The 20659-nt window shown below is 44.5% G+C and carries 17 protein-coding genes and 19 tRNA genes; 30 read left to right on the top strand and 6 right to left on the bottom strand.

Annotated features, from left to right (window positions below):
- Nucleotides 1-5: 5 nt before the first annotated feature.
- From FLM53_RS11780 to hemA, 5 genes are all read right to left on the bottom strand, one after another.
- Nucleotides 6-815, bottom strand: a complete 810-nt coding sequence (locus tag FLM53_RS11780; protein ID WP_176681857.1) for a SirB1 family protein — start codon at nucleotides 813-815, stop codon at nucleotides 6-8.
- Nucleotides 816-843: 28 nt separating this feature from the next.
- On the bottom strand, nucleotides 844-1227 hold the full coding sequence (locus FLM53_RS11775; RefSeq protein ID WP_009848726.1) for a SirB2 family protein: 384 nt from the start codon (nucleotides 1225-1227) through the stop codon (nucleotides 844-846).
- Between the two features lie 225 nt (nucleotides 1228-1452).
- Nucleotides 1453-2325 (bottom strand): peptide chain release factor N(5)-glutamine methyltransferase, encoded by an 873-nt coding sequence (gene prmC, locus FLM53_RS11770; protein WP_176681858.1) that lies wholly within the window; start codon nucleotides 2323-2325, stop codon nucleotides 1453-1455.
- Between the two features lie 4 nt (nucleotides 2326-2329).
- The gene (gene prfA / locus FLM53_RS11765) at nucleotides 2330-3418 is read right to left on the bottom strand and encodes a peptide chain release factor 1 (RefSeq protein WP_017632898.1); all 1089 of its coding nucleotides are present in this window, start codon (nucleotides 3416-3418) and stop codon (nucleotides 2330-2332) included.
- A gap of 28 nt (nucleotides 3419-3446) precedes the next feature.
- A complete protein-coding gene (gene hemA / locus FLM53_RS11760; RefSeq protein WP_017062312.1) occupies nucleotides 3447-4706 on the bottom strand; it encodes a glutamyl-tRNA reductase in 1260 nt (419 codons plus the stop codon).
- Between the two features lie 160 nt (nucleotides 4707-4866).
- Between hemA and lolB the strand changes: the two genes are divergently transcribed.
- The 25 genes from lolB to FLM53_RS11635 all read left to right on the top strand — a co-directional run bounded on the left by lolB (nucleotide 4867) and on the right by FLM53_RS11635 (nucleotide 13277).
- The gene (gene lolB, locus FLM53_RS11755; protein WP_176681859.1) at nucleotides 4867-5514 is read left to right on the top strand and encodes a lipoprotein insertase outer membrane protein LolB; all 648 of its coding nucleotides are present in this window, start codon (nucleotides 4867-4869) and stop codon (nucleotides 5512-5514) included.
- Nucleotides 5511-6386, top strand: a complete 876-nt coding sequence (gene ispE / locus FLM53_RS11750; protein WP_176681860.1) for a 4-(cytidine 5'-diphospho)-2-C-methyl-D-erythritol kinase — start codon at nucleotides 5511-5513, stop codon at nucleotides 6384-6386. Before lolB ends, ispE begins: the two co-directional genes overlap by 4 nt.
- A 27-nt stretch (nucleotides 6387-6413) precedes the next feature.
- Nucleotides 6414-7358: a ribose-phosphate pyrophosphokinase gene (locus FLM53_RS11745; RefSeq protein WP_004739814.1), complete on the top strand. Its 945-nt coding sequence runs from the start codon at nucleotides 6414-6416 to the stop codon at nucleotides 7356-7358.
- Nucleotides 7359-7558: 200 nt separating this feature from the next.
- Nucleotides 7559-8149 carry an aminoacyl-tRNA hydrolase gene (gene pth, locus FLM53_RS11740; protein ID WP_176681861.1) on the top strand — a complete coding sequence of 197 codons (591 nt, stop codon included), beginning with the start codon at nucleotides 7559-7561 and terminating at the stop codon, nucleotides 8147-8149.
- Nucleotides 8150-8159: 10 nt separating this feature from the next.
- Nucleotides 8160-9251: a redox-regulated ATPase YchF gene (ychF, locus tag FLM53_RS11735; protein ID WP_017632894.1), complete on the top strand. Its 1092-nt coding sequence runs from the start codon at nucleotides 8160-8162 to the stop codon at nucleotides 9249-9251.
- Between the two features lie 280 nt (nucleotides 9252-9531).
- A tRNA-Met gene (locus FLM53_RS11730) sits at nucleotides 9532-9608 on the top strand.
- Nucleotides 9609-9673: 65 nt separating this feature from the next.
- Nucleotides 9674-9758 (top strand) — tRNA-Leu (locus FLM53_RS11725).
- Between the two features lie 28 nt (nucleotides 9759-9786).
- Nucleotides 9787-9861, top strand: a tRNA-Gln gene (locus tag FLM53_RS11720).
- Nucleotides 9862-9938: 77 nt separating this feature from the next.
- Nucleotides 9939-10015: transfer RNA gene (locus FLM53_RS11715), tRNA-Met, on the top strand.
- 72 nt (nucleotides 10016-10087) lie between these two features.
- Nucleotides 10088-10172: transfer RNA gene (locus FLM53_RS11710), tRNA-Leu, on the top strand.
- 42 nt (nucleotides 10173-10214) lie between these two features.
- A tRNA-Gln gene (locus tag FLM53_RS11705) sits at nucleotides 10215-10289 on the top strand.
- Nucleotides 10290-10358: 69 nt separating this feature from the next.
- A tRNA-Leu gene (locus FLM53_RS11700) sits at nucleotides 10359-10443 on the top strand.
- 51 nt (nucleotides 10444-10494) lie between these two features.
- Nucleotides 10495-10571 (top strand) — tRNA-Met (locus tag FLM53_RS11695).
- A gap of 55 nt (nucleotides 10572-10626) precedes the next feature.
- A tRNA-Leu gene (locus FLM53_RS11690) sits at nucleotides 10627-10711 on the top strand.
- Nucleotides 10712-10753: 42 nt separating this feature from the next.
- Nucleotides 10754-10828: transfer RNA gene (locus tag FLM53_RS11685), tRNA-Gln, on the top strand.
- Between the two features lie 69 nt (nucleotides 10829-10897).
- A tRNA-Leu gene (locus tag FLM53_RS11680) sits at nucleotides 10898-10982 on the top strand.
- A 51-nt stretch (nucleotides 10983-11033) separates the two neighbouring features.
- A tRNA-Met gene (locus tag FLM53_RS11675) sits at nucleotides 11034-11110 on the top strand.
- Nucleotides 11111-11165: 55 nt separating this feature from the next.
- A tRNA-Leu gene (locus FLM53_RS11670) sits at nucleotides 11166-11250 on the top strand.
- A 42-nt stretch (nucleotides 11251-11292) separates the two neighbouring features.
- Nucleotides 11293-11367 (top strand) — tRNA-Gln (locus tag FLM53_RS11665).
- Nucleotides 11368-11422: 55 nt separating this feature from the next.
- Nucleotides 11423-11507, top strand: a tRNA-Leu gene (locus tag FLM53_RS11660).
- Nucleotides 11508-11549: 42 nt separating this feature from the next.
- Nucleotides 11550-11624: transfer RNA gene (locus FLM53_RS11655), tRNA-Gln, on the top strand.
- Between the two features lie 81 nt (nucleotides 11625-11705).
- Nucleotides 11706-11790 (top strand) — tRNA-Leu (locus tag FLM53_RS11650).
- Nucleotides 11791-11832: 42 nt separating this feature from the next.
- Nucleotides 11833-11907 (top strand) — tRNA-Gln (locus FLM53_RS11645).
- Between the two features lie 81 nt (nucleotides 11908-11988).
- Nucleotides 11989-12073, top strand: a tRNA-Leu gene (locus FLM53_RS11640).
- 157 nt (nucleotides 12074-12230) lie between these two features.
- On the top strand, nucleotides 12231-13277 hold the full coding sequence (locus FLM53_RS11635) for a lactonase family protein (protein ID WP_176681862.1): 1047 nt from the start codon (nucleotides 12231-12233) through the stop codon (nucleotides 13275-13277).
- Nucleotides 13278-13345: 68 nt separating this feature from the next.
- On the opposite strand, the gene FLM53_RS11630 is transcribed toward FLM53_RS11635, so the two are convergent.
- Complete coding sequence (locus tag FLM53_RS11630) at nucleotides 13346-14521, bottom strand: 2-octaprenyl-3-methyl-6-methoxy-1,4-benzoquinol hydroxylase (protein ID WP_176681863.1); 1176 nt, start codon at nucleotides 14519-14521, stop codon at nucleotides 13346-13348.
- 307 nt (nucleotides 14522-14828) lie between these two features.
- Between FLM53_RS11630 and miaB the strand changes: the two genes are divergently transcribed.
- The 5 genes from miaB (at nucleotide 14829) to lnt (ending at nucleotide 20556) form a co-directional block, all read left to right on the top strand.
- The gene (gene miaB, locus FLM53_RS11625; RefSeq protein ID WP_176681864.1) at nucleotides 14829-16253 is read left to right on the top strand and encodes a tRNA (N6-isopentenyl adenosine(37)-C2)-methylthiotransferase MiaB; all 1425 of its coding nucleotides are present in this window, start codon (nucleotides 14829-14831) and stop codon (nucleotides 16251-16253) included.
- A 163-nt stretch (nucleotides 16254-16416) separates the two neighbouring features.
- On the top strand, nucleotides 16417-17538 hold the full coding sequence (locus tag FLM53_RS11620; protein WP_176681865.1) for a PhoH family protein: 1122 nt from the start codon (nucleotides 16417-16419) through the stop codon (nucleotides 17536-17538).
- A complete protein-coding gene (gene ybeY, locus FLM53_RS11615) occupies nucleotides 17539-18000 on the top strand; it encodes an rRNA maturation RNase YbeY (RefSeq protein ID WP_017631906.1) in 462 nt (153 codons plus the stop codon).
- 118 nt (nucleotides 18001-18118) lie between these two features.
- A complete protein-coding gene (corC, locus tag FLM53_RS11610; RefSeq protein ID WP_017631907.1) occupies nucleotides 18119-19009 on the top strand; it encodes a CNNM family magnesium/cobalt transport protein CorC in 891 nt (296 codons plus the stop codon).
- A 32-nt stretch (nucleotides 19010-19041) separates the two neighbouring features.
- Complete coding sequence (gene lnt, locus FLM53_RS11605; RefSeq protein ID WP_176681866.1) at nucleotides 19042-20556, top strand: apolipoprotein N-acyltransferase; 1515 nt, start codon at nucleotides 19042-19044, stop codon at nucleotides 20554-20556.
- Nucleotides 20557-20659 lie beyond the last annotated feature (103 nt).

Here is a 20659-nt window from a genome sequence, read left to right as displayed (position 1 = left end):
ATTAATTAGTGAACGACCACTGTCTTTTCGTTCATGACGTTCACTTGAGATTTCAGTAACTCAGATGCAGGGTCATCTGGGCATTGGTCGATAAAGTATTGATAATCCGTTGCTGCTACTTGGTGGCAGTCTAGCTGTTGATAGATAAAGCCACGATCGCGGATTTCATACGGGTCATCCGGTACAAACGTTAATGCTAGGTCAGTACATTTCAATGCAAGCGTATAACGCTCTTCTCTTAGCAGTGCACTCTTAAGCAGTGCTAGCCACTTACCAATAATGGTTGGGTGGTCGGCCACTTCTAAATGCTCCGCTTTAAGCATGGCTAATGGACCATCATGTCCAATCAGCCATGCACGCAAGGTTTGCTCGCCAACATACTCGCCGTTGTAAGGGTTAATATAGACAGCAGCTTGACCGTACCAACTCACTTTAAGCAAGAACTGAGTCGGGAAAGAGACACCTTCTACAGGAAAGCCTAGCTTGCGACCTAGAAAAAGAAAGATCGCGCCAAGGCTTACTGGAATGCCTTTCTTTCTCTCAAGCACTTTATCAATGAATGCGTTTTCTGAAGAGAAGTACGCGTCTTTATCGCCAGCGAACCCCCATTCATAGAAGAATAGTCGAATAAAGGACTCAAACTTCTGTTGTTCGTCGGTTTCATGAACCAAAGCAAACTCAGCTTCTTTAAACAATCTTGCCAGCTCTTGTTCAGCCCAACTGTCTTGAGTTTCTGGATTAATCGCTTTATTTAAGATCAATGCACCTTCAGCTAATTCTAGCTGGTCAAAGTCTTCATCAAAAAATTCGTACATAGATAGTTAACCGAAAATAAGGAGATAATTAACCGAAAAATGTTGGTGTCTTCGTCATTGCGATTTTGCCTGCCATTGCTAACCAGCCAAGTGCACCGAAGAAAGAGAAAACTCTCAATAGCTTGTTCTTACCTAGCTTAAGCGCAAAGAAACCCAATGCGATGTAAGCCATAACACAGGTTAGTTTTTCGGTTAACCATGGTGCTGCAGGTGTAAATGGAATAAAGCCAGTGATAAAAATCAAACCAATACCCGATAGCAGTAGCAACGAGTCATTGATATGAGGAAAACGCTGCAAGAAAGGGTGCTTAAGCTTCGGAGAGTTAGCCATCATAAGAGCGAAACGAATCGAAAGCAGCAGTGCGCTTATCGCAATCGTTAGTAAGTGAAAATGTTTCAAACCTTCGTACATGGTATTCCTTTATATTTTTATATGTGCTTTCGTTAACACGAGCCACACAATACCCGTTAATGCTCTGTATTTCCGCGTTAATTCTCTGTATTTCTACGTTAATTGCATTATCGAGTGAAATGTATTGTCGAGTTAAAGGTATAAATTTAGCAAGTTCATCATCTATTGCTCACAAGACGATTAACCGCAGCCGATGGACAGTCACTATCTATGAACAATCACTGCCTATGAACAGTAACGACCCAATGTCACTCGGTCATTACCACCGTAATCTTTCTCTGTGACAACCTCGAGATAACCGAGCGCCTGCATTATCTCACGCACCGCCAAGCCTTGGTCGTAACCGTGTTCAAACGCCAACCAGCCTTCATTTTCCAAAAAGCCACGTGCATTTTCAGAAATGTATCGAATGTCAGCCAGTCCTTTCTCTTCCGCAACCAATGCGGTCATTGGCTCAAAACGCACATCCCCTTGAGATAAATGAGGGTCATCTTTCTCAATATAAGGTGGGTTAGAGACAATTAAAGAGAACTTGGTATCGTTGCCATCAGAAGCGAGTTTACTTAAAGGCTCAAACCAACTGCCATGTAAAAATGTGGCGTTGGTGATGTTTAAGCGCTTCGCATTTTCTGTCGCAAGCTCTTGAGCTTCAGGGCGCAGATCAATACCCATCACTGTTCTGTTTGGCATTTCAGACGCCAACGCCAATGCGATCGCACCTGTACCCGTCCCCAAATCTAGAATCGCACCTTGTTTGCCATAGGTTTTATCCAAAGCCACTTCCACCAAACGTTCAGTGTCTGGACGAGGGATTAAAGTAGAAGGAGAAACTTTTAACGGCAATGACCAAAACTCTCGCTCACCAACAATGTAAGCCACTGGCTCACCGGTTAAACGACGTTTTAGTAGGGTATTGAATTCAGATTCTTGTTTTGAGGTGAGATGCTTCTCAGGCCAAGTGAGTAGGTAAGATCTTGGTTTGTCTAAAGCGTGACATAGCAGTACCGCAGCATCAATCGAGGGCGATGTGTTATCGCCCTCTTGTAGCTGCACGATTGCTGCTTTTAATGCACTTTCAACCGTATAAGCAGACTGCATATCGTTAGTTATTTTCTGCCAATGCTGCAAGTTGGTCAGCTTGGTGTTCTTGTAGAACAGGATCAAGCAGACTTTGCATATCACCTTCCAGAACTTCGTTCAGACGGTAGATAGTTAAGTTGATGCGGTGGTCAGAAACACGGCCTTGTGGGTAGTTGTACGTACGGATACGGTCACTACGGTCACCAGAACCTAGAAGGTTACGACGTGTGTCAGAGATTGCTGCCGCACGACGCTCTTCTTCAGCTTGAACGATACGAGCTGCAAGAACTGCCATCGCTTTCGCTTTGTTTTTATGCTGAGAACGCTCGTCTTGACACTCTACTACTGTACCTGTTGGTAAGTGAGTAATACGGATTGCTGAATCCGTGGTGTTAACGTGCTGACCACCCGCGCCTGATGCACGGAAGGTATCAATCTTAAGGTCGCCTGCTTTGATTTCTGGAAGATCAGCTTCTGGGATCTCAGGCATAACAGCAACAGTACATGCAGATGTGTGAACACGGCCTTGAGATTCTGTTTCAGGCACACGTTGTACACGGTGACCACCTGATTCAAACTTCATTGTGCCGTAAACACTGTCGCCACTGATCTTAGCGATCATCTCTTTGTAGCCGCCTTGTTCTGAGTCATTACTGCTCATTACTTCAACGCGCCAGCCTTTCTTCTCTGCAAACTTAGAGTACATACGGAAAAGGTTACCAGCAAAGATACCAGCTTCATCACCACCCGCACCTGCGCGGATTTCTAGGAAACAGTTACGCTCATCGTTTGGATCTTTTGGAATAAGAAGAATCTGTAGCTCATCAGTCAGACGCTCAATCGCTGCTTTTGCGTCTTTGATTTCATCTTGAGCCATTTCACGCATTTCTGCGTCGTCTTCGTTTGCCATCTCTTCAGCAGCTTCTAGATCTTCTTTCGCTTGCTGGTATGACTGGAAGCAAGCTGTCACTTCTTCAAGTTGAGAGTACTCTTTCGAAAGTGCACGGAATTTGTCTTGATTCCCGATTACATCTGGATCACCAAGTAGATGTTGAACTTCTTCATAGCGTTCAACAAGTGTTTCAAGCTTTACTAGAATCGAGGCTTTCATAATGTCTTATCTTGTTGGAGGTCTAATATTATTGAGGGTTTTCTAAGCCCAAACTCTGTCTAATGACCATTAATTTTGCAGGTTCTCCTTGCTCAGCTGCACTTTGAAGTGCGCGCGTTGGAGCATGGATCAATTTGTTTGTGAGCTTATTGCTGAGCTCGAGTAAAACTTTTTCAGGGTCACCGCCAGCGGCAAGCGATTGTAAACTTTTGCTTAATAATTCTTCGCGGATTTCGTTAGCCGATTTACGGTAATCTCGAATACTGTCTACCGCTTGCAGCGAGCGCATCCAACTCATGAACGCGGCACTTTCTTCACTGACGATCGCTTCAGCTTGAATCGCTTCGACTTTGCGTTGTTCGATATTGCCATCAACGATCGACTGCAAGTCATCAACCGAATAAAGGTAAGCATCATTCAGATCGCCAACCTGCGATTCAACATCACGAGGAACGGCAATATCAACCAATAACATAGGCTGGTGCTTTCTTGTTTTTAGAGCAGTCTCAACCATACCCTTACCGATAATAGGTAACGGACTTGCGGTTGAGCTAATCACGATATCCGCTCGATGAAGATGATCAGGGATCTCATTCAAACTGATCACTTCAGCACCAAACTCTTCAGCCAGCCCTAAAGCACGCTCTCGAGTTCGGTTCGCCACAATCATTTTTGTACAGCCATTCGCCGAAAGGTGCTTAGCCACCAATTCTATGGTTTCACCCGCACCAACCAATAACACGGTTGAATCTGCTATGGATTCAAAAATATGCTTGGCTAAGGTACAGGCTGCGTAAGCAACAGAAACCGCGCTTCCGCCGATTTCCGTTTCAGTTCGAACACGCTTCGCAACAGAAAATGATTTCTGGAATAGTTTTTCCATTGAAGCGTCAACGGATTTGTTCTCTCGCGAGTCCGTATAGGCTTGCTTTACCTGACCTAAGATCTGCGGTTCACCCAAGACTAAAGAGTCTAAACCACAAGCAACGCGCATTAAGTGCTTAATCGCGGCTTGCTCTTCATGGATATAAAGGCTTGGCTTTAGCTCTTCAGGGCTAACTTGATGGAAAACCGACAACCAATCGATGAGTTTGTTTTTAGCCACGCCTTTAACGTCGCAATACACTTCAGTTCGATTACAGGTAGAAAGTATGACACTTCCATTCACGTGTGCATTTGCGTTAAGTTGCTTGAGTGCCTCAGATAATTTATCTGGACCAAAAGCGACTTTTTCTCGCAATTCAACCGACGCTGTATTGTGATTGATACCTACGGCAAGCAAAGACATGTATCAGAAGTTCTCGATCAGGGAATGGAAACAAGGGGCGAATTTTACTTGATGCATGGCTCTATTTAAAGAGCAAGCGGGATTTGTTTTCCTGAGTTCGTGAATTCAATGCTATAGTTGAAGCGTTTTTTAGATAAATTTGAACAAGTTGTGAGCAAATATGAGCAAACTTCGTAGAATCACGTCTCTTATTTTTATGACCATAATTATGGTGGGTTGCTCTTCTATACCTGAACAACCGACCAGTGTTGAGTGGCAAAGTCACCAAAACCGACTTCTACAGATAGAAAACTACCAAGCCTCGGGCAAGCTCGCCTACATTTCTCCAGAGCAGCGCCAAAGCCTAAACTTCATTTGGAAGCATTCACCAAATCAAAGTCAATTAAGGCTCACGACATTCCTCGGTCAAACCGCATTGAACCTAACTATAGATCCGTCGGGTGCCAAAGTGGTGACCTATGATGACCAAGTATTTACTCACGCAAGTGCCTCTGTATTGGTTGAGCAACTGACAGGTTTGCAGATCCCTATTGATCACCTGCCTCAATGGTTCCTTGGCATTCCAGACCAAGCTGACAGCTACCAGTTAAATACAACTAACACGCTTGAGTCTCTAACCAAACAAGTCAGCAGCCAGCTATGGACACTGAACTTCGCTAATTATCGAAATACAGAGATGCCGAGTAAGCAACTATCAGATGAAGACAACACGAATGTAGAAAGCATCCCTCTCCCTACTCGATTGTCATTCAAGCAAGACGATAACAAAATCAACATTGTAGTTTCGAAGTGGACACTGAAAAAATGATTACAACGCCAACGCATTGGCCTTCTCCGGCTAAACTGAATCTATTTCTTTACATCACAGGTCGACGTGACAACGGCTATCACGAGCTTCAAACCTTGTTTCAGTTTGTCGATTTTGGCGATGAACTGACGATCACGGCACATAAAGAAACGAACTCAATTACCATCACACCGGAAATCCCAGGCGTTGCGACCGAAGACAACCTGATTTGGAAAGCCGCCACCGCTCTTCAACAATATACATCGACCTTTTTCGGTGCCGATATTGAGTTAAAGAAAGTACTTCCAATGGGAGGTGGTATTGGTGGAGGCTCTTCAAATGCAGCAACCGTGTTGGTCGCACTTAACTATCTATGGCAACTCAACCTGTCTGATGATCAGCTCGCAGAGATCGGATTGAAGCTGGGCGCTGACGTTCCTGTGTTCGTTCGTGGCCATGCAGCCTTTGCGGAAGGGGTTGGAGAACAGCTTCAACCCGCTAATCCGGATGAAAAATGGTATCTCGTTGTTAAGCCTCAAGTGAGCATAGCAACTGTAGACATATTCACACATTCAGAATTAACTCGAAATACGCCGAAGCGAGCGCTATCAACGCTTCTAGAGCAAGAATACGTAAACGATTGCGAAAAAATTGTGCGAATGCTGTACCCAGAGGTTGATAAGCAACTTTCATGGCTGCTACAATACGCGCCGTCGAGATTGACTGGCACTGGTTCATGCGTTTTTGCTGAATTTAGCAGCAAAAAAGAAGCCGAATTGGTGTTGGAACAACTGCCTGACACAGTTTCCGCTTTTGTAGCGAAAGGACGAAACATTTCTCCTTTAAAAGAAACTTTGGCTGAATACCACTCAGCCCACCCACAATCTATTTAAAACTGGACGCAACCCGAGGTTTCCACCGTGCCTGATATGAAGCTATTTGCTGGTAACGCAACACCTGAACTAGCCCAACGTATTGCTGATCGTCTATACATCTCTCTTGGCGATGCTACTGTAGACCGTTTTTCTGATGGCGAAGTCGCTGTTCAAATCAATGAAAACGTTCGTGGTAGCGATGTATTCCTGATTCAATCAACTTGTGCACCAACCAATGACAACCTAATGGAATTGGTGGTAATGATTGACGCAATGCGCCGTGCTTCTGCTGGCCGTATTACTGCTGTAATCCCTTACTTCGGTTATGCCCGTCAAGATCGTCGTGTACGTTCTGCTCGTGTGCCAATTACTGCAAAAGTTGTTGCAGATTTCCTTTCTAACGTTGGCGTTGACCGCGTTCTTACTATCGACCTACACGCAGAGCAAATCCAAGGCTTCTTCGATGTACCTGTTGATAACATCTTCGGAACTCCAGTTCTTCTAGAAGACATGGCGAACCGTGGCCTAGAAAACCCAGTTGTGGTTTCTCCAGACCTTGGCGGTGTTGTACGTGCTCGTGCTACTGCTAAAGCGCTAGGTGATGTTGACATCGCTATCGTTGATAAGCGTCGTCCACGTGCTAACGTTTCTGAAGTAATGAACCTAATCGGTGATGTTGAAGGCCGTGACTGTGTGATCGTTGATGACATGATCGATACGGGTGGCACACTATGTAAAGCAGCTGAAGCGCTTAAAGAGCGCGGTGCTAAGCGTGTATTCGCTTACGCAACTCACGCTGTTTTCTCTGGTACTGCTGCGAACAACATCAAGAACTCTGTTCTAGACCAAGTTATCGTAACGGATTCTATCTCTCTATCTCCAGAGATGGCTGCGACAGGTAAAGTAACAACTCTTAGCCTTTCTCGCATGCTTGCTGAAGCGATTCGTCGTATCAGCAACGAAGAGTCAATCTCAGCGATGTTCAACTAATCAAGGCTATTTAGCTTTGTTTTAGAAACTCGTTAGAGAAAGAAATTAAGCACTTCATTTGATGAAGTGCTTTTTTTATGTCTAGTGACCGTTGTTTATCACATCCCGGAATAATCATGGTGCTATCAGCTAGCTCGCACCTTTTTCATAAACTGTGATATCATACGGCGCTTTTTGAAATCCCAAGAGAGATCCATACCTTGAGCCAACAAATAAAACTTCTCGTTGGACTGGCTAATCCAGGTCCAGAATACGCCAAAACTCGCCACAATGCGGGTGCTTGGGTAGTTGAAGAATTAGCACGTGTACACAACGTGACACTGAAGAACGAACCAAAGTTCTTTGGCCTTACGGGTCGTATCATGGTTCATGGTGAAGATCTTCGTTTGCTGATCCCAACGACTTTTATGAACTTATCAGGCAAAGCAGTTGCAGCTCTGGCAAAGTTCTACCAAATTAAACCAGAAGAGGTCATGGTCGCTCACGATGAGTTAGATCTTCCTCCTGGTATTGGTAAGTTTAAAAAAGGTGGTGGTCATGGTGGACACAACGGTCTAAAAGACATCATCAGCAAGCAGGGTAACAATAAAGAATTCTATCGTCTCAGGTTAGGCATTGGCCATCCAGGACACAAAGATAAAGTTGCAGGTTATGTATTAGGCAGAGCTCCACAAAAAGAGCAAGAGTGTATCGAGGCCGTCGTTGACGAATCGGTTCGCAGCCTAGACATCTTATTAAAAGATGGCCTACCAAAAGCACAAAATCGCTTACATACGTTCAAAGCAGAATAAGGTTTATATCATGGGTTTTAAATGTGGCATCGTTGGTCTACCAAACGTTGGTAAGTCAACTCTGTTTAACGCACTGACTAAAGCAGGCATCGAAGCAGCAAACTTTCCATTTTGTACGATCGAACCAAACACAGGTATCGTTCCGGTTCCAGATCTACGCTTAGATGCATTAGCAAAAATTGTTAATCCACAGAAGATCCTTCCAACGACAATGGAATTCGTAGATATCGCAGGCCTAGTTGCTGGCGCATCTAAAGGTGAAGGTCTTGGTAACAAATTCCTAGCTAACATCCGTGAAACTGACGCTATCGGTCACGTTGTACGCTGCTTTGAAAATGAAAACATCGTTCACGTTTCTGGCAAAGTATCTCCAATCGAAGATATCGAAGTGATCAACCTTGAACTTGCACTGGCTGACTTAGACAGCTGTGAACGTGCAATTCAACGTAACGCTAAGAAAGCAAAAGGCGGCGACAAAGACGCTAAGTTCGAAATCACAGTACTAGAAAAACTACTACCAGTTCTTACTGAAGGCGGTATGGCGCGTACTGTTGAACTAGGCAAAGAAGAAGCGGCAGCAATCGGCTACCTAAACTTCCTAACGCTGAAACCAACAATGTACATCGCAAACGTTGCTGAAGATGGTTTTGAAAACAACCCTTACCTAGACGCTGTTCGTGAATACGCAGAAAAAGAAAACAACGTTGTTGTTGCTGTTTGTGCGGCTATCGAATCTGAGCTTTCTGAGCTGGATGACGAAGATCGCGAAGAGTTCCTAGCAGACATGGGTATCGAAGAACCAGGTCTTAACCGAGTGATCCGCTCTGGTTACGAACTACTGACTCTTCAAACTTACTTCACAGCTGGCGTTAAAGAAGTTCGCGCATGGACAATTCCTGTAGGTGCAACAGCGCCACAAGCTGCTGGTAAGATCCACACTGACTTCGAAAAAGGCTTCATCCGAGCTGAGGTTGTTGGTTTTGATCACTTCATCGAATTTAACGGTGAGAGCGGTGCAAAAGATGCAGGTAAATGGCGTCTTGAAGGCAAAGAATACATCGTAAAAGATGGCGACGTTGTTCACTTCCGTTTCAACGTATAATTGTTGATTTAACATCAAATAAAAGGCCAGTGAATTCACTGGCCTTTTTGTTTTTACCCTTTCGAAATAGTCCTGCATCAGAAAGTTAACTTCCTATATATATCGCCTTTTTGACCTGTTTTTTGCCGACAAATACGCCTCTTTGCCTAAAAAGAAACCGAACAGATGTTTATTCGCGATTTATTCAAAAAAAAAGTTGACGGGTTTCACTCAACTCCGCATAATGCGCCCCGTTCACAGCGAAGCGGCAACGTTTCAAAATGAACAACAATATGGAAATGGCTACTTAGCTCAGTTGGTTAGAGCACATCACTCATAATGATGGGGTCGCAGGTTCAAATCCCGCAGTAGCCACCATTTCCTAAGCACTCTATTTGATATTAAAGTTTGTCTTTAGTAACAAAGAGTTTTTAGGAAATAACGCGGTCGTGGCGGAATTGGTAGACGCACCAGATTTAGGTTCTGGCGCCGAGAGGTGTGAGAGTTCAAGTCTCTCCGACCGCACCATATTGAGATGTCTTCAAGACATCATTGTTGGGCTATCGCCAAGCGGTAAGGCACCGGCTTTTGATGCCGGCATTCCCTGGTTCGAATCCAGGTAGCCCAGCCACAATTTAAAGTGTAATTATCTTTAAAAAGATAATGGCATTGAAAGCAAGATTATATTATATTGTCTCGCTCTCAGATGGCTACTTAGCTCAGTTGGTTAGAGCACATCACTCATAATGATGGGGTCGCAGGTTCAAATCCCGCAGTAGCCACCATTCTTTCTTCGAGAAAGAAAAGACAACGTTGTATTGAATCACCAATATTCAGTATGACTATAAAGATTTGCTGCGGTCGTGGCGGAATTGGTAGACGCACCAGATTTAGGTTCTGGCGCCGAGAGGTGTGAGAGTTCAAGTCTCTCCGACCGCACCATTATTTAGAATGTGTTTCTTTTAGTAGATAAGCATTCATAGTTGGGCTATCGCCAAGCGGTAAGGCACCGGCTTTTGATGCCGGCATTCCCTGGTTCGAATCCAGGTAGCCCAGCCACATACAACGTTACTTAGACAAACCATAAGTCTTCTTAACTATACTCTTCGCTAGAGTAAAAGCTTTGCTGCGGTCGTGGCGGAATTGGTAGACGCACCAGATTTAGGTTCTGGCGCCGAGAGGTGTGAGAGTTCAAGTCTCTCCGACCGCACCATTATTTCTCTTTCATTAGAGAACAAATAGTGAATCTATTAGATTTATTATTGGCTACTTAGCTCAGTTGGTTAGAGCACATCACTCATAATGATGGGGTCGCAGGTTCAAATCCCGCAGTAGCCACCACTTATACAACGTCTTATTGAATCACCAATATTCAGTATGACTATAAAGATTTGCTGCGGTCGTGGCGGAATTGGTAGACGCACCAGATTTAGGTTCTGGCGCCGAGAGGTGTGAGAGTTCAAGTCTCTCCGACCGCACCATTATTTAGAATGTGTTTCTTTTAGTAGATAAGCATTCATAGTTGGGCTATCGCCAAGCGGTAAGGCACCGGCTTTTGATGCCGGCATTCCCTGGTTCGAATCCAGGTAGCCCAGCCACATACAACGTTACTTAGACAAACCATAAGTCTTCTTAACTATACTCTTCGCTAGAGTAAAAGCTTTGCTGCGGTCGTGGCGGAATTGGTAGACGCACCAGATTTAGGTTCTGGCGCCGAGAGGTGTGAGAGTTCAAGTCTCTCCGACCGCACCATTATCTCTCTTTCATTAGAGAACAAATAATGAATCTATTAGATTTATTATTGGCTACTTAGCTCAGTTGGTTAGAGCACATCACTCATAATGATGGGGTCGCAGGTTCAAATCCCGCAGTAGCCACCACTTATACAACGTCTTATTGAATCACCAATATTCAGTATGACTATAAAGATTTGCTGCGGTCGTGGCGGAATTGGTAGACGCACCAGATTTAGGTTCTGGCGCCGAGAGGTGTGAGAGTTCAAGTCTCTCCGACCGCACCATTATTTAGAATGCGTTTCTTTTAGTAGATGACCATTCATTGTTGGGCTATCGCCAAGCGGTAAGGCACCGGCTTTTGATGCCGGCATTCCCTGGTTCGAATCCAGGTAGCCCAGCCACTATTACAACGTCTTATTGAATCACCAATATTCGATATGACTATAAAGATTTGCTGCGGTCGTGGCGGAATTGGTAGACGCACCAGATTTAGGTTCTGGCGCCGAGAGGTGTGAGAGTTCAAGTCTCTCCGACCGCACCATTATTTAGAATGCGTTTCTTTCATTAGATGACCATTCATTGTTGGGCTATCGCCAAGCGGTAAGGCACCGGCTTTTGATGCCGGCATTCCCTGGTTCGAATCCAGGTAGCCCAGCCACTATTTATAACTCCTTGCAAAAGCAAAGAGCACAACGTCTTATTGAATCACCAATATTCAGTATGACTATAAAGATTTGCTGCGGTCGTGGCGGAATTGGTAGACGCACCAGATTTAGGTTCTGGCGCCGAGAGGTGTGAGAGTTCAAGTCTCTCCGACCGCACCATTATTCAGAATGTGTTTCTTTTAGTAGATAACCATTCATTGTTGGGCTATCGCCAAGCGGTAAGGCACCGGCTTTTGATGCCGGCATTCCCTGGTTCGAATCCAGGTAGCCCAGCCACTATTTATAACTCCTTGCAAAAGCAAAGAGCACAACGTCTTATTGAATCACCAATATTCAGTATGACTATAAAGATTTGCTGCGGTCGTGGCGGAATTGGTAGACGCACCAGATTTAGGTTCTGGCGCCGAGAGGTGTGAGAGTTCAAGTCTCTCCGACCGCACCATCATTGAATGAAACCCAGCTTTTTAGCTGGGTTTTGTTTTATCTGGAATATGTAAATCTGCTATCCAGGTCACCAAGTATTTTCTCCTACCTAATCACTTCATGACTTTTTTATAAGACAATGTCGGCTCCATTTTCTAATTGAGTATGACTGCCCTATGAAAACCCTACCTTTAACTATTGGTTGCTACACAGATACTCCCAGTAAAAGCCAAGGCGTGTATCAGACTCAATTAGATTTAGATAGCGGAAAGCTATCACCGTTAGAACTCGTTGCTGAATGTACCAATCCATCTTTTGTCGTAGCGACACAACTCGGCATCTACACGGCTTCTGAAGTTGACCAACCCAAACAGCCACAGTTGATTCATATCGCGAATGCTAGCTCAAAGACTGCTAATAACTCAGGGGCTATCTCTGGTGATCACCCTTGTCATATCACGATTGATCCTAACCATAAGTTTGCTATTACGTCGCAATACTCATCAGGCACATTCGATATCTTTAGTTTAAGTATCAACGGTAATATCGATAAACGACTCAAAACAATCAAAATGGTTGGTTCTGGTCCAAATAAAGAACGACAAACAGGACCACATGCCCATCAGTGTCTGTTCTTACAAAACTCACCACAATTTGTCACCATCGATCTTGGCGCCGATAGAATCAACTTTTACTGCTTTGATGAAGAACAGGAAGAGTTTCTAGACGAACCAATGCAATCCATAAAAGCTCCTGCTGGTAATGGACCTCGTCATTTAATCTTCAATAAGGCTGAAGATAAGGCCTATGTGATCTGTGAGCTCTCTGAAACGATACTAATATTGGAAAAGGTTTTAGGTGTATGGAGCATTGTGGAGGAAATAGATGCCCTTCCCAATATGGAGAAAGGTGAAGCAACGGCTGCAATAAAACTATCACCGGATGAACAATTCCTATATGTGTCTTGCCGACACCAATCAAGGATCAGTAGTTTCAAAATCGAACCGACCACCAAAATGCCTATTTTTATTGATAGTTATAGTACTGAAGGTAATTTTCCTCGTGATTTTCATATTACCGACTGCGGGCAATGGCTTATCGCCGCAAACCAGCACTCCAATAACATCACCTCATTAAAACGAAATATTGAGGATGGCTCTCTGGTTTACACAGGCTACTCTTTGGAGCTAGATGCGCCTGTTTGTGTGACACAACAGCAATAATAATTAACAGATACAAAAAAGGAGAGCATTCGCTCTCCTTCTCTTTATAAGCAGTCTGAAACGCTCAATTAAAGACCCAAGGCGTATTTCAATACTTGAGCTTTAATCGGGCCTGAATTTTCAGCAAGCTTAAGCGCAGCATTACGTACAAATTTCAGTGGGCCAATATCATTGCTGAAAGTTTTATAGAAGAAATCCATACCGCTTTGCATCATCAGATTATCGCCTCTTCTCATCACCTCATAACGCCTTGCTACAGAATGATTCAGCTCGCCTTTCTCTTTGGTCACACCCAATAGAGCGGCAACATCTTTAAAGCCTAAGTTTACACCCTGCCCCGCTAATGGGTTGATCGTGTGTGCCGAATCTCCAACCAAAATGCAGTTGTTCTTAACGTAAGATTGCGCATGACGTCGAGTGAGAGGGAACGAACCAGAGTTGAGGACTTTGATGTCTCCCAGTTCCGCAGGGAAGTTAGCAAGCACTTCATTTCGCAACTTGTCTGGGCTCATTGCCGACAGTTGCTTGATACGAGATGGCGAGTCATACCAAACTAAGGAACCCTGCCCGACTTCTTTCCCTTCAGAAACGACAGAACACAGAGGAAGAAACGAACGCGGGCCACTTGGTAGAAATTGTTGCCAAGTCATATCTTGTTGAGGGAGCTCAGTTTCCACATTGATAAGCATGCAGTGCTGTCGGTAATCCCAAGCAGTGATACCAATACCAGCTTGCTGACGAACAGCGGAATTAGCACCATCAGCACCAATCACCCATTTAGCCGATAACTCAGCACCAGATTGAAGCTTAACGATATTAGTTTCGCCAAATTCAATAGAATCCAACCTTTCAGGGCACAACAGTTCTAAATTGCCATAAGCATCAAACTGAGACCATAAGCCCAATTGAATTAATCGGTTTTCAACAATGTAGCCTAAACGAGGTAAATCTAGTGATGCGGCATCAAACCGAGTACGACATTCTGGGTGTTCCCACGTCTCTAAGCGCTTATAAGAACATACTCGCATCGCTTCTATGTGTTGCCACGCGCCAAGATCTTCAAGTAAATCGACAGATGCTTGAGAAATAGCGGAAACACGAATATCCATCGCTTGCGACTCATCAAAAGCGTTAGGCGCAAAACCTTCGATCACAGCGACACTCAGACCTTGCTTTGCAAAACCAATCGCTGTTGCTGCACCAACCATGCCGCCGCCGACGACCACAATATCGTAACTGTTCATATTTTGTACTTATCAGTTTGATTCTTTGACTGTTTTTGATTGTACTTTTTCATAACTAACTTGTAACCAAAAACCTTATTTGAAAAAAGGGTTATCCCTTGCTGTGTCTAGCGTTAACGATAATAAAAACCACTACATAAGAGATTTTATCAGACTACTAGTCAGTCGGTTTTGAAACCAGTACAATACGCCGCTTGCTGCTAGAGCCAGTCATAAAATGAATACCTAACTATGACAAATGGCCCTCGCAGATGAATACTGGGCGATTTGCTCCCTTAAATTAAACTAACGATCGAGCGAACAAAAAATGAGTAAGAAACTGCTAATTAAAACTTGGGGCTGTCAGATGAACGAATACGATTCATCAAAAATGGCCGACCTGCTTAACGCTGCTAATGGCTATGAGCTAACTGAAGTACCTGAGGAAGCAGATGTACTACTACTGAATACTTGTTCTATCCGCGAAAAAGCGCAAGAGAAAGTATTCCACCAGCTTGGTCGTTGGAAAACGCTAAAAGATAAGAAAGAAGGCGTGGTGATCGGTGTGGGTGGCTGTGTAGCGACTCAAGAAGGCGATCACATTCGTCAACGTGCACCATACGTAGACGTTATCTTCGGCCCTCAAACACTGCACCGTCTTCCTGAGATGATTAAATCTTCTCTATCTAATGACGCGCCAGTGATGGACATCTCATTCCCTGAGATCGAAAAGTTCGATAGTCTGCCTGAGCCGCGTGCTGAAGGTGCAACGGCGTTCGTTTCTATCATGGAAGGCTGTTCTAAATACTGTACTTACTGCGTTGTACCTTACACGCGTGGTGAAGAAGTTAGCCGCCCAATGGACGATGTACTGTTCGAAGTAGCTCAACTTGCAGAGCAAGGTGTACGTGAAGTTAACCTGCTTGGTCAAAACGTAAACGCGTACCGTGGTCCAACTCACGAAGGTGATATCTGTTCATTCGCAGAACTGCTTCGCCTTGTGGCTTCTATCGATGGTATCGACCGTATTCGTTTCACAACAAGCCACCCGCTTGAGTTTGGTGATGACATCATCGCAGTTTACGAAGACACTCCAGAGCTAGTGAGCTTCCTTCACCTGCCGGTGCAAAGTGGTAGTGACCGTATTCTTACTATGATGAAGCGTCCTCACACAGCGATTGAGTACAAGTCGATTATTCGTAAGCTACGTAAAGCGCGTCCAGACATTCAAATCAGCTCTGACTTTATCGTTGGTTTCCCTGGCGAATCTAACCAAGATTTCCAAGACACGATGAAACTGATCAAAGACGTTGATTTCGATATGAGCTTCAGCTTTATCTTCTCTCCTCGTCCAGGTACACCTGCTGCAGATTACCCATGTGACGTGCCAGAGCAAGAGAAGAAAGATCGTCTATACGAACTACAGCAAACAGTGAACACACAAGCAATGCGTTACTCTCGCCTAATGCTTGGTACAGAGCAACGCGTATTGGTTGAAGGTCCATCGAAGAAGAACCTGATGGAACTTCGTGCTCGTACTGAAAACAGCCGCGTAGTGAACTTTGAAGGTTCTGCTGACCTTATCGGCCAATTCGTAGACGTAAAAATCACAGAAGTATTTGCTAACTCACTACGTGGTGAAGTAGTACGTACTGAGAAAGACATGGATCTTCGCAGCGTGATCTCGCCGACTCAAATGATGGCGAACACAAAACGCGAAGATGAGCTAGGTGTAGCGACTTTTACGCCATAGGCAATACAACTGTTTGAGCACAAAGCGCAAACACAAAGCTTGAAATTACCTAACTAAGTGACCATCTTAGAAATAGGGATATCACCATCAGAAGCCCGGTCTAAATCGGGCTTTTTGCTCTTTGTTTTATTTAAGAGCGAGTGGCACAAAATGAGAGGCTAATTTGAGCAATAAAATCGTTACCTTAGAGATAAATCTAGAGCCAGCCGACAACAAGCGCTTGGCTAGCTTATGCGGACCATTCGACGACAACATCAAGCACCTTGAGCGTCGTCTTGGCGTTGAGATTAATTACCGTAGCAACTTCTTCACCATCGTTGGTAAGCCTCACACTACTGCTGCGGCTTTAGACATCATCAAACACCTCTATGTTGAAACGGCTCCAGTTAAAGGCACCATTATCGATATTGAACCAGAGCAAGTGCACTTAGCGGTCACTGAGTCTGGCATTTTGGAGCAACACGTCGAATCTGAAATTGATTATGGCAAAGAAGTCACGATTAAGACTAAAAAAGGCGTGATTAAGCCACGTACTCCGAACCAAGCACAATACTTAATGAACATGGTCACCCATGACATCACTTTTGGTATTGGCCCTGCAGGTACAGGTAAAACGTACCTAGCGGTTGCGGCGGCTGTCGATGCACTCGAGCGCCAAGAGGTTCGCCGTATTCTACTGACTCGCCCTGCTGTTGAAGCGGGTGAGAAGTTAGGTTTCCTTCCTGGTGATTTAAGCCAGAAAGTCGACCCATATTTGCGTCCACTTTACGATGCACTTTTTGAGATGCTCGGTTTTGAACGTGTTGAAAAGCTGATTGAACGTAACGTGATTGAAGTCGCTCCACTGGCTTACATGCGTGGCCGTACTCTGAATGATGCATTTATCATTCTTGATGAGAGCCAAAACACCACGGTAGAGCAGATGAAAATGTTCTTAACCCGTATCGGTTTTAATTCGCGTGCAGTTATCACGGGTGATATTACGCAAATCGATTTACCTCGTGGTACGAAATCTGGCCTACGTCATGCAACGGAAGTACTGAGCGAAGTGGATGACATCAGCTTTAACTTCTTTATGTCTGAAGACGTCGTTCGTCACCCTGTTGTTGCTCGTATCGTTAACGCCTACGAGAAATGGGAAGCAAAAGACCAGAAAGAGCGTAAAGAGTTTGAGAAGCGTAAGCGTGAAGAACGCGAAGCCAAACTTCTTGAGGCTCAGCAAACAGTTACGACACAGTTAGCAACACAAAATAGTTCTGAGATTACAGAACAAGGTGATAAATAGATGTCTATTGAACTAGACCTGCAAATTGCGGTCGAAAATGAGCAAGGTCTTCCAACCGAACAAGATATTCAGCTTTGGTTAGACAAGACAATTCCTCAGTTTCAAGAGAACGCCGAGTTGACGGTTCGTATCGTTGATACGGAAGAAAGCCACCAGCTCAATCATGAATACCGTGGTAAAGATAAGCCAACTAACGTACTGTCTTTCCCATTCGAAGCTCCTCCAGGGATCGAATTAGATCTTCTGGGCGACCTCATTATTTGCCGCCAAGTTGTCGAAAAAGAAGCAGAAGAGCAAAATAAGCCTCTGCTAGCACACTGGGCTCATATGGTTGTACATGGCAGTCTGCATCTGCTAGGTTATGATCATATCGAAGATGATGAAGCTGAAGAGATGGAGTCACTCGAGACAGAAATCATGCAAGCTATGGGGTTTGAAGACCCTTACATTCTAGAAAAGTAAATTGATTCTAGGTAAGTAGTTTGCAGAGAAACAATGACTCATCGAACCTGTTATTTTCAGGAATCTGAGTTGTGATGTGTGCTATCACACTTCTGATAGCGTTATTTTTTGAGAAATCATGAACGAAGGTAACCCCCCCACTTCTGAGGGAAGTAAAAAATCTGAAGGTCCGAGTAGAAAGTCCTTCTTTGAACGCCTAGGCCAACTATTTCAAGGCGAGGTAAAAGACCGCCAAGAGCTCGTAGATGTAATCCGCGACTCAGAAATTAATGACCTAATTGACCACGACACTCGCGACATGCTCGAAGGTGTTATGGAAATTTCAGAGATGCGAGTACGCGATATCATGCTGCCTCGCTCTCAAATGGTTACAGTTGAACGCACCGATGACTTAGATACATTGATTGCGCTTATTACTGATGCTCAACACTCTCGCTACCCAGTGATCAGTGAAGATAAAGACCATGTTGAAGGCATTCTATTAGCGAAGGACCTACTTAAGTACTTGGGTTCAGACAGTGCTCCATTTGACATCGAACAAGTGATTCGCCCTGTAGTTGTTGTTCCTGAAAGTAAGCGTGTTGATCGCCTACTCAAGGAATTCCAAGAAGAGCGTTACCACATGTCTATCGTTGTCGATGAGTTTGGCGGTGTCTCTGGCCTAGTAACCATTGAAGATATCCTCGAAGAAATCGTTGGTGAAATTGAAGACGAGTTCGACGATGAAGAAGAGTTAGATATTCGTAAGCTGAGTAAGCATACTTTCTCTGTTAAAGCTTTAACCACTATTGAAGAGTTCAACGACACGTTTAACACAGCCTTTAGTGATGATGAAGTGGATACAGTGGGCGGTATGGTGATGACAGCACTCGGTCACCTGCCAGTTCGTGGCGAAATTGTAGAAATCGAAAACTACCATTTCAAAATTACATCTGCAGATAACCGTCGTGTGATTCAGCTACAGGTAACCATTCCTGACGAACAGCCTCTTCCGACTATCGAAGAATAACAACTTCTCTCTAAAGAGATGACAGAAATTAGATGACTAAGACTTTTATTCATCGCCTATTACGGCCGCTTGCGGCCGTTTTTGTTGGCGCTATAACAACCCTTTCATTCGCTCCATACTCAATATGGCCTCTTGCTATTCTCAGCCCAGCATTGTTGCTGTTATTGATCCACAACCGCTCTCCTAAAAGCGCACTTTGGATTGGTTACGCATGGGGTTTAGGCCAATTCACAACGGGGATCAGCTGGGTATACGTCAGTATTGATGGCTTTGGTGGAATGCCACTGGCAGCCAACTTATTCTTGATGGCACTGCTTGTGGGCTATCTAGCCGTTTATTCAGGTCTTTTTACCTGGAGTTTAAACAAGTTCTTCCCTACCAATAACCTAAGTCGTTTTTTCCTAGCAGCACCTGCGTTGTGGCTCATCAGTGATTGGTTACGTGGCTGGGTAATGACGGGATTCCCGTGGTTGTGGCTAGGTTACAGCCAAATCGATTCTCCGCTTGGCTCTTTCGCACCTATCGGTGGTGTGGAGCTGGTGACTCTTGCAATTATAGTCTCTGCTTCTGCGCTCGCTTATACGATCATCAATAAAGCCTGGAGTGTCGCTGTCATCCCTGCTGTTGTGTTTAGCACCGGTTTTGGTCTTCGCAATATCGACTGGGTGACACCAAACCCTGACAAAACAACTTCAGTGGTATTGATTCAAGGCAACGTCGACCAAGACAGTAAATGGCTACCAAGTCATCGCTGGCCGACTATGATGAAATACACCGATCTAAGCAGAGAAAACTGGGATGCGGATATCATAATCTGGCCTGAAGCGGCTATTCCTGCATTTGAGGTAGAGATTCCGTCTTTCCTACGTAACTTAGACAGTGCAGCCAAGATGAATAACAGCTCGATCATCACGGGTGTATTGAATCAGTCTGAAGATAAGAAGTACTACAACAGCATTTTATCGCTTGGTGTAAATCCATACGGCGAGTACAGCTACGATCCAAACGAACGCTACCACAAACATCACCTATTACCATTTGGTGAGTTTGTACCGTTTGAAGAGATCCTACGCCCGTTAGCACCGTTCTTTAATTTGCCAATGTCGTCGTTTAGCCGTGGTGATTACGTTCAGCCAAACATCGTTGCTAATGGTCGTCACCTTGCACCAGCGCTGTGCTATGAGATCATATTTAATGATCAAGTTAGACAGAATGTCACCGATGAAACGGACTTTATCTTAACGCTCTCTAACGATGCGTGGTTCGGCCGTTCAATTGGTCCGTTGCAACATATGGAAATCGCACAGATGCGTGCTCTAGAGCTGGGTAAGCCGCTTATTCGCTCGACCAACAATGGTGTAACGGCAGTAACGGATCACAAAGGCAAGATCATCAAGCAAATCCCGCAATTTGAAACAGCAGTATTAAAAGCTGAGCTTGTTTCAACAGATGGTCAAACCCCTTATCACGTGGTCGGTACTTGGCCGCTGTATATCTGGGCTTTGTTGAGCTTAGTGATTGGCTGGTTTGTGAGAAGAAAAGACTAGATTCGACGAAAAGTGTTTGAGGGTTGGCCAATTTTGGTCAACCCTTTTTTATTGCTACGATTTTGAATTAGTGACACTGATTTGAACTAGTGACGCTATCGCT

Origin of the sequence: Vibrio sp. Scap24, assembly GCF_013394185.1 — a bacterium.
GTDB classification, from domain to species: Bacteria; Pseudomonadota; Gammaproteobacteria; order Enterobacterales; family Vibrionaceae; genus Vibrio; species Vibrio pomeroyi.
Note: the sequence above shows the minus strand (reverse complement) of the source record. Positions and strands in the feature narration are given on the sequence as shown.

What these genes read in the sequence shown, in the direction of transcription:
- corC (WP_017631907.1), top strand. Translation starts at nt 18,119, where the DNA reads ATGAACGAAGGTAACCCCCCCACTTCTGAGGGAAGTAAAAAATCTGAA.
- ybeY (WP_017631906.1), top strand. Translation starts at nt 17,539, where the DNA reads ATGTCTATTGAACTAGACCTGCAAATTGCGGTCGAAAATGAGCAAGGT.
- FLM53_RS11630 (WP_176681863.1), bottom strand. Translation starts at nt 14,521, where the DNA reads ATGAACAGTTACGATATTGTGGTCGTCGGCGGCGGCATGGTTGGTGCA.
- FLM53_RS11775 (WP_009848726.1), bottom strand. Translation starts at nt 1,227, where the DNA reads ATGTACGAAGGTTTGAAACATTTTCACTTACTAACGATTGCGATAAGC.
- prmC (WP_176681858.1), bottom strand. Translation starts at nt 2,325, where the DNA reads ATGCAGTCTGCTTATACGGTTGAAAGTGCATTAAAAGCAGCAATCGTG.
- hemA (WP_017062312.1), bottom strand. Translation starts at nt 4,706, where the DNA reads ATGTCTTTGCTTGCCGTAGGTATCAATCACAATACAGCGTCGGTTGAA.
- ispE (WP_176681860.1), top strand. Translation starts at nt 5,511, where the DNA reads ATGATTACAACGCCAACGCATTGGCCTTCTCCGGCTAAACTGAATCTA.
- prfA (WP_017632898.1), bottom strand. Translation starts at nt 3,418, where the DNA reads ATGAAAGCCTCGATTCTAGTAAAGCTTGAAACACTTGTTGAACGCTAT.
- miaB (WP_176681864.1), top strand. Translation starts at nt 14,829, where the DNA reads ATGAGTAAGAAACTGCTAATTAAAACTTGGGGCTGTCAGATGAACGAA.
- FLM53_RS11635 (WP_176681862.1), top strand. Translation starts at nt 12,231, where the DNA reads ATGAAAACCCTACCTTTAACTATTGGTTGCTACACAGATACTCCCAGT.
- lolB (WP_176681859.1), top strand. Translation starts at nt 4,867, where the DNA reads ATGAGCAAACTTCGTAGAATCACGTCTCTTATTTTTATGACCATAATT.
- lnt (WP_176681866.1), top strand. Translation starts at nt 19,042, where the DNA reads ATGACTAAGACTTTTATTCATCGCCTATTACGGCCGCTTGCGGCCGTT.
- FLM53_RS11780 (WP_176681857.1), bottom strand. Translation starts at nt 815, where the DNA reads ATGTACGAATTTTTTGATGAAGACTTTGACCAGCTAGAATTAGCTGAA.
- ychF (WP_017632894.1), top strand. Translation starts at nt 8,160, where the DNA reads ATGGGTTTTAAATGTGGCATCGTTGGTCTACCAAACGTTGGTAAGTCA.